The 13,706-nt window shown below is 50.1% G+C and carries 13 protein-coding genes and 1 tRNA gene; 6 read left to right on the forward strand and 8 right to left on the reverse strand.

What is annotated here, in order from left to right; genetic code table 11:
• Window positions 1-6 precede the first annotated feature (6 nt).
• From H6G50_RS04360 to H6G50_RS04370, 3 genes are all read left to right on the forward strand, one after another.
• On the forward strand, window positions 7-525 hold the full coding sequence (locus tag H6G50_RS04360) for a tRNA (cytidine(34)-2'-O)-methyltransferase (RefSeq protein ID WP_347239869.1): 519 nt from the start codon (window positions 7-9) through the stop codon (window positions 523-525).
• 821 nt (window positions 526-1,346) lie between these two features.
• Window positions 1,347-3,563, forward strand: coding sequence for a peptidoglycan DD-metalloendopeptidase family protein (locus H6G50_RS04365; RefSeq protein WP_190713672.1), 2,217 nt, complete (start codon window positions 1,347-1,349; stop codon window positions 3,561-3,563).
• A 144-nt stretch (window positions 3,564-3,707) separates the two neighbouring features.
• A tRNA-Met gene (locus tag H6G50_RS04370) sits at window positions 3,708-3,781 on the forward strand.
• 65 nt (window positions 3,782-3,846) lie between these two features.
• Here the strand turns inward: H6G50_RS04370 and H6G50_RS04375 are convergent.
• The 5 genes from H6G50_RS04375 to H6G50_RS04395 all read right to left on the reverse strand — a co-directional run bounded on the left by H6G50_RS04375 (window position 3,847) and on the right by H6G50_RS04395 (window position 7,700).
• The gene (locus tag H6G50_RS04375; RefSeq protein WP_190713674.1) at window positions 3,847-4,713 is read right to left on the reverse strand and encodes a M48 family metallopeptidase; all 867 of its coding nucleotides are present in this window, start codon (window positions 4,711-4,713) and stop codon (window positions 3,847-3,849) included.
• Window positions 4,714-4,836: 123 nt separating this feature from the next.
• Window positions 4,837-5,172 carry a cupin domain-containing protein gene (locus H6G50_RS04380; protein WP_190713676.1) on the reverse strand — a complete coding sequence of 112 codons (336 nt, stop codon included), beginning with the start codon at window positions 5,170-5,172 and terminating at the stop codon, window positions 4,837-4,839.
• Between the two features lie 146 nt (window positions 5,173-5,318).
• Entirely contained in the window at window positions 5,319-6,209 is an 891-nt protein-coding gene (locus H6G50_RS04385; protein WP_190713678.1) for a hypothetical protein, read from the reverse strand.
• 36 nt (window positions 6,210-6,245) lie between these two features.
• Window positions 6,246-6,758 (reverse strand): hypothetical protein, encoded by a 513-nt coding sequence (locus H6G50_RS04390; RefSeq protein WP_190713680.1) that lies wholly within the window; start codon window positions 6,756-6,758, stop codon window positions 6,246-6,248.
• Window positions 6,759-6,887: 129 nt separating this feature from the next.
• A complete protein-coding gene (locus tag H6G50_RS04395; RefSeq protein ID WP_190713681.1) occupies window positions 6,888-7,700 on the reverse strand; it encodes a hypothetical protein in 813 nt (270 codons plus the stop codon).
• Window positions 7,701-8,168: 468 nt separating this feature from the next.
• Here H6G50_RS04395 and H6G50_RS04400 point away from each other — a divergent pair, with 468 nt between their 5' ends.
• Both H6G50_RS04400 and H6G50_RS04405 read left to right on the forward strand, forming a co-directional pair.
• Window positions 8,169-9,398 (forward strand): glycosyltransferase family 4 protein, encoded by a 1,230-nt coding sequence (locus H6G50_RS04400; RefSeq protein ID WP_190714121.1) that lies wholly within the window; start codon window positions 8,169-8,171, stop codon window positions 9,396-9,398.
• A 318-nt stretch (window positions 9,399-9,716) separates the two neighbouring features.
• The gene (locus tag H6G50_RS04405) at window positions 9,717-11,117 is read left to right on the forward strand and encodes a hypothetical protein (protein WP_190713683.1); all 1,401 of its coding nucleotides are present in this window, start codon (window positions 9,717-9,719) and stop codon (window positions 11,115-11,117) included.
• Here H6G50_RS04405 and fabG read toward each other — a convergent pair.
• Complete coding sequence (fabG, locus tag H6G50_RS04410; RefSeq protein ID WP_190713685.1) at window positions 11,114-11,878, reverse strand: 3-oxoacyl-[acyl-carrier-protein] reductase; 765 nt, start codon at window positions 11,876-11,878, stop codon at window positions 11,114-11,116. The genes H6G50_RS04405 and fabG overlap by 4 nt on opposite strands.
• Window positions 11,879-12,167: 289 nt before the next feature.
• On the opposite strand from fabG, the gene trxA reads away from it, so the two are divergent.
• Window positions 12,168-12,485: a thioredoxin gene (trxA, locus tag H6G50_RS04415; protein ID WP_190713687.1), complete on the forward strand. Its 318-nt coding sequence runs from the start codon at window positions 12,168-12,170 to the stop codon at window positions 12,483-12,485.
• Window positions 12,486-12,503: 18 nt separating this feature from the next.
• Here trxA and H6G50_RS04420 read toward each other — a convergent pair whose 3' ends face one another.
• Window positions 12,504-12,860 (reverse strand): DUF6335 family protein, encoded by a 357-nt coding sequence (locus H6G50_RS04420; RefSeq protein WP_199302703.1) that lies wholly within the window; start codon window positions 12,858-12,860, stop codon window positions 12,504-12,506.
• Between the two features lie 126 nt (window positions 12,861-12,986).
• Complete coding sequence (locus tag H6G50_RS04425) at window positions 12,987-13,613, reverse strand: hypothetical protein (protein ID WP_190713689.1); 627 nt, start codon at window positions 13,611-13,613, stop codon at window positions 12,987-12,989.
• Window positions 13,614-13,706: the final 93 nt, after the last annotated feature.

Genomic DNA, 13,706 nt, shown 5'->3' on the forward strand with positions numbered 1-13,706 from the left:
GCGAACGTGAAACCAGCCCATCAACTTAGCCCCCCCCAAGACAATCAACTGCGGATCGTTCTCGTCGAACCGTTGATTCCCCCAAATACGGGAAATGTCGCTCGGACTTGTGCGGCGACGGATACAGCGTTGCATTTAGTCGGCCCTTTGGGGTTTGAAATTAGCGATCGCCATCTCAAACGCGCTGGATTGGACTACTGGCCTTATGTCAAACTGCACGTCCACGAGAATATCGACGAATTTTACACCTTCCAACAAGCTCGAGGTGGGCGACTGATTGGTTTTAGTACGACGGGAGCCAGTAATTACGCGCAATTTCAATTCCAAACTGATGATTGGTTGCTTTTTGGCAGCGAAACCCGAGGTTTATCTTCCGAAATTTTACGGGCTTGTCAGGCCACAGTTTATATTCCGATGTCGCAAAAAAATGTCCGCAGTCTTAATCTTTCCGTGAGCGCTGCCCTCGGGCTGTTTGAAGCCAGACGACAACTCAACCACTTCTCTTCAATTCATCCGAATTTTTGATACTTTTGAAGGGCGCGTTCAAAAAAAATCATAAATTCAAAGCGGTCTCGAATTTTCCTTCACCGCAAAAAACACTCTAGGGCTTAAATAGCAAGAGATTACAGCAACGTCCTCAAAAATTTTGGCTCTATCCTGTTCGCGTCCGAGTCAGTCGTATATAGATACGAGCGAGCCTTTGAGCGCAGACTCTAGCCCTAGAGGAGTCTCGGTCAACTTAACCCCCAAACAGCGCTAGATACGGGGTTATTGATGGAAAAAGTTGATTCTATGGAGGTTAAAAATAAGGTTGCCTTTTCTTTGGTCTTGCCGGTTGGCTTTAGCCCGATTTAAGGAACGATAGAACTTCTAGATAAGAATTTTCTATCAAATGTGGCGGTGAAGGAGGGCAAAGCAGGCTAGACTAGATTGTCTCCCTTTTTAGGGGAGCGATCTCATAGCAATCGGGGATTACTAAAGCCTGAAGTTAGCGATAAAGTGGCTTTTAGACCTCTGTTGAGAACCGTTCAAATCGGGTTTTAAAATCGCCAGATTGCTCGAACTTCGGGTGCATTCCTCTAAAACAAATTAAGGCGACCAAAGGCTGGAATCCCGTACAGATAAGGGTTTAATTCGATTAAAAAGTTTTTTTAATAGAGATAGCTCTTGTCTAAATCGAAAAACCAGAGTAACCTAGCCTAGGTTAGACGTTAGCCCAACTTGACTGTCAACGATCTAGATCGGACTTAATGAGTGACCCGTGTCACCTTGCAAGCCAGAGGCTCCAAGCTAGCGCTCGCACGCAAGACAGTCTATTGCTCATTACAGACACTTTAGGAGGTCGTTTGAAACGCTCACTCACACCCAAAGTTCAACTCGTTCCCCCCTGCCAGACAGACCCGATCGATTTGTCTTTACTACTAGCCAATGGTGCTGCGGCAACCGTTAAACCGATCGCCAACGAAGGTCGTCGAGTCCGTCCTTCGACGTTACTCAGTTTAGCAGCAATTTCGATGGGCGCGACTGCGGGAGTTCTATTCCCTCATGCCACTGACAAAGCCAATGCAGCGGAAGCCACTCTTCCGCAAGGCCCCCTCCCCGCAGAAGCAACGAATAACCCTTATCAAGCCGTCTCCCAAACGGAAGTTCCTCAAGCCGTTGCTAGCTTAGATGAAAGTCAAGCCCTAGCTGCCGAGCGTCTTAATGAAATCCAAACCAAAGTTCCCGCAGCGGTTTCAACCTTAGCCCGTCTGCCAGAAACAACCCCGACCGAGAGTTCTAACGCCAGTGCCTCTTTTCCGGCTGTCGTCGAACTCAAGCAAGGAGCCTTAAGCCGACCTGAAACAGCCCTCGATTCAGGAACGACCGTCGCCAATAAAAAACACAGTAAAGTCGTTTTCGCGCAACTCAACGAACCCGCGAAAAACAGTGAAGATTTAGAAACATCACCGACTGCATCTACTTCTGTATCCTCCGATCCCGCGATCGCAACTCCCTCAGCCAACGCGGAGTCCTCAGCGAGCGTGCAACCTCGAGCCATTCTCCCCACCGTACCAACAGAAGTTGCTAGAACGCCGGGGTTTGTGGATGCTAGTGCGAATAACGAAGCCATTTCTATCCCCGTACCGCCACCCGAAACGGAGTTGAAGGGAGCCGAACAGCCGGTTTTGATTCCCGTACCGCCGTCGCAAACCAGCGTCGCTCGCGCGGAAAATTCCTCCCGACCGGTTGAAGCTCAATCCTCCTCCAAGGCCTCCGAACCCGAACTGATTGCGCCGGAAGCCGCCACCGCTAGCAGCCCTCGCGGTGAAGTCAGCTACAAAGTCCAATCGGGCGATACGATTGATGCCATTGCTTTACGCTACGGCGTATCTCGCTCCGAAATCGTTCGACTCAACGGTTTGGAGAATCCGCACTCCCTTCAAATCGCTCAAGAACTCAGAATCCCTCAGCCGCAATCGCTGCGTCCGAATGGAGAACGCTACGAGACAGTCATTCCCGGTCTCGAGATCGTACCGCGCGAAACGCCGAGTGCTGCGGCTAAGACCCCTCAGCAACTTCCCGCAATTGTGGCGGAAAATCGTCCCAGTACGGTAGTTCCGACCGAATCCGCCATTGCCTCTAGCCCCAAACCGCTAGAGTCGGTTCGCCCCCAGCCAACCGAATCCATTGCTGTTTCGACAACCTCCAATGCGGAATCCCAAGGCGGCAGCACTTCAGAAGAAAGCACCGTCGTCAATGCTTCGCCCAACCCTTACATCGAGCGATTAAAAGCCGATATTATGCGGATGCGCGAAGAATACCGCACGAATAACGCAGCGAACGCTACCGTCCCTACCGCGAGTCGCAATACCGCCACCCTTGTTGCCGATGCAACTCCGGTTCCCGCTGTTAACCCCGAATGGCAAGATCGCTCTCAGCGCTCGGAGAGTGCCGAGACGGGCGCTAATGCCCTCCAAGTTTACAGCGTTCGGGTTCAAGACAATCGCAATCCGGTAGCTAAAAGCACGCAAGCGGTAGAAGCTAACGCCATCGAGCCGCAAACTTCCACCCAGATTGCGATCGCGCCGGTTCCCCCCGTCGAGTACAACCCCAACACTCGCCCCCAAACCGGAATCCAGGTTGCACCGGAATTACCGCCCCTCTCCCCGGATCGCTATTTACCCGATAGACCGGCTCAATTTAACGGCTATATGTGGCCGGCAGCCGGTGTACTGACTTCGGGTTACGGTCCCCGTTGGGGTCGGATGCACCGAGGGATCGATATTGCCGGCCCGACCGGAACCCCCATTTTCGCGGCGGCAAGCGGCGAAGTCGTAAGCGCAGGCTGGAATTCTGGCGGCTACGGCAACATGGTCGATATCCGTCACGCCGACGGCAGCGTGACCCGTTATGCCCACAACAGCAAACTCCTCGTCCGCAAAGGACAATGGGTCGAGCAGGGCGAGCGCATCTCCTTAATGGGCAGTACCGGTAATAGTACCGGTCCTCACCTGCACTTTGAAGTCCACCCCGGTGGTGGTAGTGCGGTGAACCCCATCGCTTACCTGCCTTCTCGTTAGGTTGGAATGCCTCGAATTATGAAAAATAACTAAAAGTTCAATTAGTTCGCTCGGGGAAGAATGCCAGTTTTTCCCCGATTTTTTTGTCAAAAAAAAGTGGAAAAGTAGATTTATTTGCGCTATAATAGCTAAGCACTAAATAACGGCTCAGTAGCTCAGTAGGTCAGAGCAGGGGACTCATAAGCCCAAGGTCGTTGGTTCAAATCCGACCTGAGCCATGTTCGATATACAATTTGTCTTCCGCTTAAACGGAGAAAACAGTTAGCTTATCGGCTTCGTTTCGCTATTTTTTGGAAGCATCTTCGGGAAATAGACGCTCCCAGTCCTGTTGGAAACTGCCGCCGCGTTCGGAATTGATTCGCAACCACTTTCGCCCTTCTTGGTCAATCATTTCGTAAGAAAGCGGGGTTGTTGCTTTCAGGAACGATTCGCCTTTGGTTGCTAACGTTTGGGGAGGTTCTCCAGCCATTAAGGTTTTGAGCGCTTCGAGGCGTTTGGGAACGGCAGGATGGCTATCGCTATCCCGCAGCGAATCGGGCAGTCGGGAGAGGAGGTTGAATCCGCGCTCGCATCCAGAGGCATCGAATCCCGCACTCGTCGCGTAACGATATCCCCACGCATCCGCTTCGAGTTCTTGCGCGCGCCGCAATTCTGCCGATTGTTCCTCGTACTTTTGCACGTCCTCTTGATTATCGCTATCGAGTCCTTCTCGCCATTCCGAAGCCCGAGCGGTGAAAACTGCTGAATGCTTGTTAATATGGTGAGCCATTTCGTGACCGACAACGCAAGCGAGGGCAGAAACATCGCCCGCCATGCGATCGAGCAAGCCAAAGGAAATAACCATCAAATTTTCTTCAGTGGCGTAGGCATCCATCTCGTCGGCTTCGCCGATGGAGACGCGCCAAGGATACTCATCGAGATTATTTGCCCGTGCCATCCGTTCCACGATGCGATAGAGAATGTAAAGGTCTTCGGGTAGCTTAGCTTTTGCTTCCTCATAAACCGTTGCAAACTTCGCTTCTTGGGGTAATTCGGATGTAGGCGCGGGGGAAGAATCCTCTTTTGCTAAAGCCGGTAAGCTTGCATAAGGCGAAACGGTTAAAGCGCATAAGGCTAAAACAGTAGTGCGGTGTAAGAGATTAGTTAGCACGATCGGTTCGGGGTTTGAATGGGGTTTGATTCAGGTGCAATTCTTCCTTGCGATCGCTACAATCACCGATTCGCCTTTTTCGGAATTTTGAACCTAACGTTAAGAAATGTTTACAGTTCGAGTTTAAACTTGCAGCCCAAAGTACGTTAAAACCAATTCCACTCGACCGCTGTTAACGACTTCATGGATTTCATTGGGTTCGACGGCAATGCAAGTTCCCGGTGAAAGGATATGAGCTATACCATTAATATAGATTGTTCCCTCACCGGCTTCGACAAAAAACACTTCGCAGATATCCGTATGAGCGTGCGCGGCGGCTATACTTCCGATCGGAAAGCGGGCTCGGGCAAAGTGGGTCAAGTGAGGAATTTCGCCCGATCGCAACATCACTTTTTTGAGGATTTCTGGGTTGTGGGAAACGGCTTCTTCAGCTAATTTATCGAGGTTTGCTTGTTTCATACACTTGACGTGAAATCCTGGAAACCGGCTACAACATTAAAAACCGAGTTTTGGATTAAAAATCTAGCGATCGAATCCAGACTTTCCAAGAAACTCGGTTTTTCTTAACTTAAAGCGATCTGTCCGATTAAACGGCTAGCAATGCGTTAAATTTCCGCAACTGCCCGCTCGATTAAGCTACGGGTTAAGCTTTGAATTCCGGTATGTTCGTAGTAGTTAGTAGACATATCCAGAAACGCCGCTAGATAATCTAAATTATCGTCCGAAAAATCGATGAAACTTTTCATTGGACCGGCAACTTTCTGAGGAGTTAATCCGCGCGAGGCGACTAGATCGCTCATCCAGCCTTTAACGGAGTCAAAACTTTCTCCGATGAAAGCGAGTTTGCCGGGGGTAGAATTGCCGGGAATCGAATCGTTAATTTGTTTGAACGCCTCGTTACTTTCCAGTTCTTGGGGACTAAGCATACCAAGATTGGAAGAGACTTTGCGGATAAAGTCCGGTCCGAGCGGAATCAAGCCATCAAAACAAACTAAAGCAGCCATCCGCATCAAAGAAGGCCCGGTATAGTTGTTAACTAAGGAAGCGACGAAATCGCCGATGCTATCGCCGGGAATGCCATTAACTTGACAGAAAGCGAGGATTTCGACGACAAGCTTCAAACTTAAATCGAGGGTTTGCAGTTTGTCGGCTTTGGGGGTAATGCGGTTGAGGAAACCCAATAAGCCGATCTTTTCGCCGACTTTATTCGCGAGGGCAACTTTACCAATCGTGCTGCCAGTGCTGTCGATGGTTTGATAGAGCCAGAGAGCGCGTTGGTAGCCTTCGGATTTGTCGTTAAATAGGTAAACAGCGCGATCGCCGATCGCTTGAATCATCGACTCATCCGTTTCGCCAGTAATGGCACGGATGCTATTCTCAAATCCGACTAAATTTTCCCACTCACCGGGAACTACCCAGTCGAGAGATTTGAGGGAAAATATGGTCAAGTTATTGGTGGGAAGTTCGTCCACCAACTGAAAAATCGGTTTGCTCATCGGGATTTTTAGATTGTTAAATTGAGGAACGATTGACTACTTTAAACCGGCTAAGCCTGACAGATTGAATTTACCCAGCCAAGCTCTGCGATCGCTTTCCTTAAACGCCGGATCGCGCGACAGAACTTTCACTTGGTAGCGATTATTAACCAAAACAGCCGTCGCCGTACTGCCTTGATTGGCTGCCGGATAGCCGCTAACTTTATCAATGCCGCTGTTCTGAAACTTAGCAGCCGCTCCCGGAACGCTACTAATATCAGAAATGGCGAGTTTTGCCACTTCTTTACCGCCCTTTTTCAGCGCCGCTTCAGCAAAGCCTTTTTTCTCTTGGGTGTAAATGACTTGGTAGCCGCTTCCAGACTTGGGGAAAAACTTATTAAATTTCCCGCCCGCCGTCGCCTTGTCCGAGACAGCATCCACCTTTTTCTGGGTGCTTTCTTTCTGCGCTTGGTCGAAGCGAGAAGGAGGAGCCTTCGTACAAGCGGTGGTACTTAACAGCAACAGCGCTGATAACAAAAAAGATAAAACGATTTTTTGAGTTCGTTGCATTATCGCGAAAAGCCTCCTAGAGCCAAATACGATACTTCTTAATGGAGTTTAGATCGAACCGCCATCAAATCAATCTAGTTTACACGCTTGGGGAAAAAACGACTTCGACCTAGAGGGCGCGATCGCCTGCTATGGGGCGCTTGCAGGCAGTACGGGGCAGTTTCTAGCCTGGAGTGCCGTACCGAGGGTACAACCGTTGGGATTTTTCTCGAAAAGGGTGGGAAGATCGAGGGCAAACGTTTCTTTCTGAGATTCGCCAACTGCGATCTTAAACTTGCTACCTTGCTGCCATGCAAAGCTATCGAGTTGGGGGCGACGTTGGTCGAGTTCGATGTTGACGGTTTTCTCGCCCGCTTGTAAATCGATCGCGTGCAGCCAATAGGCTCCTTCTAATGTACTGGTTAGAAGAGCATAACGTCCGTCGGGCGACCATTGCACCCAGTCTTCGACGGCATATTTGGCAGCAGGCGGTCGAAAGACTTGACCCCGGGCGCGATCGACTAAATATAAAGCCCAGCAGAGTCCCGGTTCGCCCGGTAGACTTTCGCAAGCGCGGAAAAAGGTAAAGTTGCCGGAGGGGGAAGAAGGGGAAATAGTCAAGCTTTTGGCGTAAGTTATGGAACCATCGCTACTGCCGCTGACCATAATTTTATCGAGCAAAACTTTATCCCCAACTTTAAGGTTGCCTTCTTTGCCGAAGTTCAACCCTTCGACTTCTTGACCGGGAACAATTGCCGTCCATTTTCCGTTAACTGGGGGTGTAACGGGTGTCGAAGTTGCGTCTGTTTGGGGGGTTTCTGGGGCGGGAGAGGCGGTTGCTGTCGGATTTGGATCGTTTTGACCTGCTGGGGGGCTGGTGGTGCAGCCCGCGATTAAACTGCTTGATAGCGCGATCGCGAGCCAGAATCCACTCCAGTTAGGGCGGCAAGTTTTGAGTGACATGATGATAAGTTGCGTTAAACACTTACGCAAAAAGACGGAGGCGATCGGCGCGAGTTCCGCCTTAATCCTGACTTCAGCAGGTGTACCGCTACAAATCTAAAGCTTCCGGATGCTTTTAAGTGATGGATGAATGCTCTTGCTAACAATGTGGGAATTAATAAAAATAGAGGCGCTAGCCTTGTTTGCTGCTAACCTTTCATTGGTTATTGATGCTCATCCAGATTCATCGTCTCTTTTGACATCCCCACTGCCCTAGAAGGTGGCGTTACTCCTAATTTTTCTGCGCCGCTATTCTATGACTAGGCTTCGCTTATTGTGAGTCATTGACGATTTCTATCCGACTCTGTAAAGCCGTCCTTAAAGCAATGCACGCTCGCGATCGCGCCTAAGTCTCAATTATCGAACTTCAGTCGAATGCTTGTCTGAGTGCCTGCCGAACTGGACGGGGTTTTAAACCCAAAACTTTTGATGAAAATTCTGCTCTATTCCTACAACTATTACCCCGAACCGATTGGCATTGCCCCTTTAATGACCGATCTTGCAGAAGGGCTAGTCAAGCGGGGGCATCAGGTGCGCGTCGTTACCGCAGTGCCTTGGTATCCTAAGAGCGAAATTTATGAGGAATATCGCGGCAAACTCTATGTCACTGAAGAGCGTAACGGTGTAAAAATTCATCGCTGCTACGTCCGTTCTAGCCCGAAGCGCAGTTTCCTCAACCGCGCCCTCTTTGAAATCAGTTTTGCAAGTTTGAGTTTTATCCAAGCCTTGGGGGGTTGGCGGCCGGATCTACTCATTTTCACGGTTCCGGGATTGCCGGTGGGCTACCCCGCAACGTTGTTGAGCAAGATTTACGGCTGTCCGACGATCTTAAACCTCCAAGATATTTTGCCGGATGCAGCCGTTCATGTGGGGTTAATTAGCGGTAAAAAGGCGATTCGGGTTTTTGAAGCGATCGAACGGTTTAATTATCGCGCAGCCGATAAAATTACCGTCATTGCAGAAGGATTCCGCGATAACCTCCTAGCTAAGGGCGTACCCGCCGATAAAATCGTCCTCATTCCCAATTGGGTGGATACGAACTTTATTAAACCGCTGCCGCGAGATGAGAATGAGTTTCGCCGCCAAAACAACCTCGAAGGTAAGTTTGTCGTCCTCTATTCGGGGAACATCGCGCTAACGCAAGGTTTGGAAACGGTTATCGATGCAGCCAAGTACCTTGCGGATTATCCGGAGATTGCAATTGTTATTGTCGGCGAGGAAAAAGCCCTAGCCAGACTTGAAGACTATTGCCAGCAACAAGGCGCGACGAATGTAACGTTGCGCCCGTTCCAACCGCGCGAAAAACTTCCTGAAATGCTAGCGGCTGCTGATGTCGGGTTAGTCGTGCAGAAGAAAAATGTTATTGCTTTTAATATGCCCTCAAAAATTCAGGTGTTGTTGGCGAGTGGGCGGGCGATTATTGCTTCGGTTCCGGCGACGGGAACGGCGGCAAAAGCGATCGCAACTTCCGGCGGCGGTTTAGTGGTAGCGCCTGAAGATCCCAAGGCGTTAGCCGAAGCGATTTTGGAGTTATACCAGGATCCCGAGCGATCGCGAACTTTGGGTGAAAAGAGTCGCCAGCACGCCCTGGAAAACTATGCCTTTGAAGAAGCGCTCGATCGCTACGAACAATTATTTGCTCGCATGGTGAAGTCTTGAGGGAAGAAAAGAGTTTACCGAAAATTCAACAAATTGACCGGAAGCTTGTTGTTTTTGTTAAACTTATCCGTATTAACTGGGGAGTTTGGTACAGTTTGACTCGAAGCGCAGATGTTTAAGACTGTAATAATACTGGATTAAGTCTCGATTCGAGCGATGACCCGTTGCTTCGCGGATCCCTGCGGGATCGCAAGTCTCTCCTAGGAGAGTTTAATCTATACCGATACCGGGGTCTCTATCGAACATTCGCCTGCAAGCCCTTCGCTCGGCGCAGTAGCCACTATTCAATTTTCTAACTTACTGTCAGCAAGAGTGCTTATGAGTTTCGATGAAGATTGCGCCCAATGTCTCGAAAAGCTCTACTGGGCTACCCGGGCGTTAGACCTGGAAATCCCCCCAGACCGACTGAACAGAATTGCCAAACTCATCGTCCAAACGATGACCGGACCTTGGCGCTGTTTCCATTCCCCCGAACACGTCTTTGCAGTGGGCGATTCTACGGATGCCATTGAAGTGTTAGCTGCGCTGTTCCACGATATTGTCTACGCGCAAGTGGACGGCAGCATTCATTTCAATCTCACCTACTATATGGCATCTTTTATTGAAGAAGATCGAGGCAATATTTTAATCCGCGATCGCGACGAACTTCCCCACGACCCCACTTTCGAGCTACTCTGCACGATTTTTAACTTCAGCCCCGGTCAAACCCTTTCTCCCTTCGCCGGACAAAATGAATTTTTAAGTGCGGTGGTGGCGGCGAAAGTCCTCGAACCTTTTGCCCCTCGCGCTTTGCTGGCGCAAATCGGAACTTGTATCGAGGCGACCATTCCTTTTCGTCCCCATTCGGAGGCGGGCTTGAGTCCGAGGGAATTACTCTATCAACGCTTGCAGTCGGCTAACCAACTGTTCGACCTGAACTTAAGCGAGGAGGAGATGGCGCGCACGGTTCAGCGAGCAGTAAGAATGAGCAATCGAGATGTTTCCAGTTTTGCCCACCCGATTTCTGCGGTTTTTTTAAACAGCACTTGGGACTTATTACCGGAGACGAACCACAACCTTCAAAAGTCGGGATCTTATACAGTACGCGATTATCGAACGGCTTTGGGTAAGATGGCGGGTTTTTTGACGTTTCTGAAACCCGAGGTTGTATTTACGCAGTTTCGGGGCGAACCAGACGATGCAACTTATCGGGATTTGGTAGCGCAGGCGCGGCGCAATTTGAGGGTGGGACGGCTTTATTTAGAAAGCAAATTAGCTGCGATCGCCATCATTGAAGCACTTTCAATGCGTATCGGTCAAGACGTTTCCCTAGCGATTATGGTCGGCGAGTTGCCCAATTCTGATATTTCCATCGGTCGCTTAACGGATTATCTTCCCCACATTCTCAATCCCCGCAAGCCGAACGACGATATCGAGCAAGAAGTGTTGCAGTTGTTGGAAGTGGGGCGTGCGGAAGGAAGTAATTACGATCTGAAAAATTCGCCCTTAGCTGCTTTCATCGTTTCCTATCTGGGTTTTGCGGCAATTCGCAATATGCAGCCGGAGAGGGAAGCGTTTTTTAAAGGCGAACTTTCTTCCGAGGACTTTCTCACGAAGTGCGATCGCCATGTCGTCGAAATGATTAAGCTGGAAGTAACAAAGCTGCTCGACAATCGTAAAGCTGCCTTGCTAACCCCAAAACGACAAGGCTGCGATTGCTTTGCCTTCAGCGCCCTTTAAGCCATCACCATCCCGCCATCAACGTTAAAGACTTGTCCGGTAATGTAAGCAGCAGCCGGATCTGCGGCGAGAAAACGTACCAGACCCGCTACTTCTTCGGGTTTGCCGTAGCGTCCGGCGGGGATATATTTGAGGATGTCGTCGGCTTTGAGGTCGTGTGTCATGTCGGTTTCGATGAATCCCGGCGCGACGGCGTTGACGGTAATTCCTCGGCTGGCGAATTCTTTAGCTGCGGTTTTGGTGAAGCCGATAACTCCAGCTTTAGCGGCGCTATAGTTGGCTTGACCGGGATTGCCCATTTGTCCGGCAACGGAGGCGATGTTGATAATTCTGCCGCTGCGCTGTTTGAGGGCGATTTTACTAAAAGCTTTGGTGCAGATGAAAACGCCCGTGAGGTTTAAATTGATCACGGCTTGCCAATCTTCGAGTTTCATCCGCAAAAGCAGGGTATCGCGGGTAATCCCGGCATTGTTGACAAGTACGTCAATGCGACCGTAGTGTTTGTGCGTTTGTTCGATTAAGCGTTCGGCTTCTTCGGCGATAGAAAGATCGGCTTGTAATGCGATCGCGTCGCCTCCAGCTTCGGTAATTTCCGCGACGACTTTTTCTGCTGCTTCGCTGCCTCGGGCGTAGTTAACGGCGACTTTTGCACCTTCGGCGGCGAGGGCTAACGCGATCGCGCGTCCAATTCCTCTCGAAGCTCCCGTGACGAGCGCGACTTTTTCTTTCAAATTTTGTAAATGTTCTGGCAAAACGTTCATGAAATGTGCTTTTTAATCCCAATACCGCAATTCTGCTCTCGGAATTGTACACTATCGCGATCGACAGTTATCGAGTTGGGAGATTGGGGGACGGGGTGACATAATTGATAATGGACAATTGACAATTGACAACGTTGAGACAGCGAGAGGTCGAACGGTTCGCCCGAAGCTTGTTTCCCCGCTACCGAATGACGAATTACGAACTACAAATTACCCGCGCGATCGCGTTAAATTGATAAACATATTGCCCAAAAGTTTTAGTTCCCCTCAACCCATTACATTTACCGTTATGGCTGTTAAAAAGCAATTTTCCAGTTTTGCCGAACTGCTCGCTAACGCTGAAGTCCCCGTTCTGGTTGATTTTTATGCGACTTGGTGCGGCCCGTGTCAAATGATGGCTCCCATTCTCGAGCAGGTGAACGCGCAAATGAACAATCAATTGCAGATTGTCAAGATCGACACTGATAAATACCCGCGCCTCGCAACGCAATACCAGATTCAAGCATTGCCGACGCTCGTTTTGTTCCGAAACGGTCAGCCCGTCGATCGCATTGAAGGCGTTCTGCAAGCGCCCGATTTAGTTCAGCGCTTGCGTTCTTTGATGTAGCGTTCTACTCGTAGTCCGTTATTCGTCTTCCTCATCTTCGCTCGAATCCGGGTCGAGTTCCCAACGATGCTCGTCGCGGGCTTCGAGTTTGTCCCTCATCCTGATTGTCTCGGAGTCGGAGAGTTCTACGCCGACCGCATGAGCGTTTTCATCGACGTTACTCTGGTCGGGCGTAGGAGCAGAACCGCCGATTGCTTCTTCGCCCGAAACTTCAGCTAAGTAAGAATTGTCATCAATATCGCCGCCGGTCAGGTCGTCTTCGTTCCCTAACGCTGCTTCGGAGACTCCGAGCAGTTCGACCATTTCAAGACGGCTCTCGGCGATGATGTCTGGATCGTTATCGGCGTTAATGTTGCGATCGCTGCTCTGATTCATAAAAAAACGGGGTCTAAAAGCTTTACCCTTCTAGGAATGTTGTGCGGGGTGCTACTTCTACTGTACCGCAGAGCGGGGAATAGCGCGCGCGACCTCTGAAGTCAGCAAGAAGCTCGCACGCTGCTGTTAGTCCACTCGAACAACGCGAGGTTTCGTTGCCCCAACTGACGAACCTGCCATCGCTGCCACTAAACCGAGCAACGATCCGAGCAAGAACGACCAAGCGGCTTTCGCTGCATCGCCTGCTGCATTTTGAGCTTGTTGAACGGTGGGACTGGGAACGGCATTCGGGTCAATTCCGCCAGATTCTTGCACTTGATTGATGACTTCTCCAGCATTAGCCGCGATCGCGCCAAAGGTTCCGGAAACGCCCATTGCTAACAACCAAGAGCCTAATGCTAACGTCGTCGCCCAGAGAATTGCACCGTTGAGCAGTGCTGTTTTACTGTTCATCGGACCGCTGGTTTTTCCTGCCACCCAACCGCCGATAAAGAGCGAGAGTAATAAACTGATAATCGCCCAAATTCCGACACCAATTCCAACTGCGCCCGCGTCTGTTCCTGTCGCACCGGCCGTTAAGCCCAGCCCGCCACCTAAAGCACTCAGCACTAATTGCGTTGCGATCGCGATGACGAGACCGGCTACAATCGGTCCCCAACGCACGCGATCGTGGTAATCAAAAACCGAACTCGCAACCGCAGGCTGAGCAACAGTTTCAGCGTAAGGTTCTCTCGGTGGTTCAACATAAGTCATTAGACATCTCCTTTTTTCTTCTCAGTTTTGAGAAAATTTTTCTTAAATTTGTAAAGATCTATTCAATCTCGAGCGTTTATTATATAGGCGTTT

The sequence above is a fragment of the Oscillatoria sp. FACHB-1406 genome, assembly GCF_014698145.1.
In the GTDB taxonomy this organism is placed as follows: Bacteria; Cyanobacteriota; Cyanobacteriia; order Cyanobacteriales; family Spirulinaceae; genus FACHB-1406.

Excerpts from the sequence above, each read along its gene's own strand:
- H6G50_RS04380 (WP_190713676.1), bottom strand. The coding sequence starts at position 5,172 with ATGAAACAAGCAAACCTCGATAAATTAGCTGAAGAAGCCGTTTCCCAC.
- H6G50_RS04385 (WP_190713678.1), bottom strand. The coding sequence starts at position 6,209 with ATGAGCAAACCGATTTTTCAGTTGGTGGACGAACTTCCCACCAATAAC.
- H6G50_RS04390 (WP_190713680.1), bottom strand. The coding sequence starts at position 6,758 with ATGCAACGAACTCAAAAAATCGTTTTATCTTTTTTGTTATCAGCGCTG.
- H6G50_RS04395 (WP_190713681.1), bottom strand. The coding sequence starts at position 7,700 with ATGTCACTCAAAACTTGCCGCCCTAACTGGAGTGGATTCTGGCTCGCG.
- H6G50_RS04400 (WP_190714121.1), top strand. The coding sequence starts at position 8,169 with ATGAAAATTCTGCTCTATTCCTACAACTATTACCCCGAACCGATTGGC.
- H6G50_RS04405 (WP_190713683.1), top strand. The coding sequence starts at position 9,717 with ATGAGTTTCGATGAAGATTGCGCCCAATGTCTCGAAAAGCTCTACTGG.
- fabG (WP_190713685.1), bottom strand. The coding sequence starts at position 11,878 with ATGAACGTTTTGCCAGAACATTTACAAAATTTGAAAGAAAAAGTCGCG.
- trxA (WP_190713687.1), top strand. The coding sequence starts at position 12,168 with ATGGCTGTTAAAAAGCAATTTTCCAGTTTTGCCGAACTGCTCGCTAAC.
- H6G50_RS04420 (WP_199302703.1), bottom strand. The coding sequence starts at position 12,860 with ATGAATCAGAGCAGCGATCGCAACATTAACGCCGATAACGATCCAGAC.
- H6G50_RS04425 (WP_190713689.1), bottom strand. The coding sequence starts at position 13,613 with ATGACTTATGTTGAACCACCGAGAGAACCTTACGCTGAAACTGTTGCT.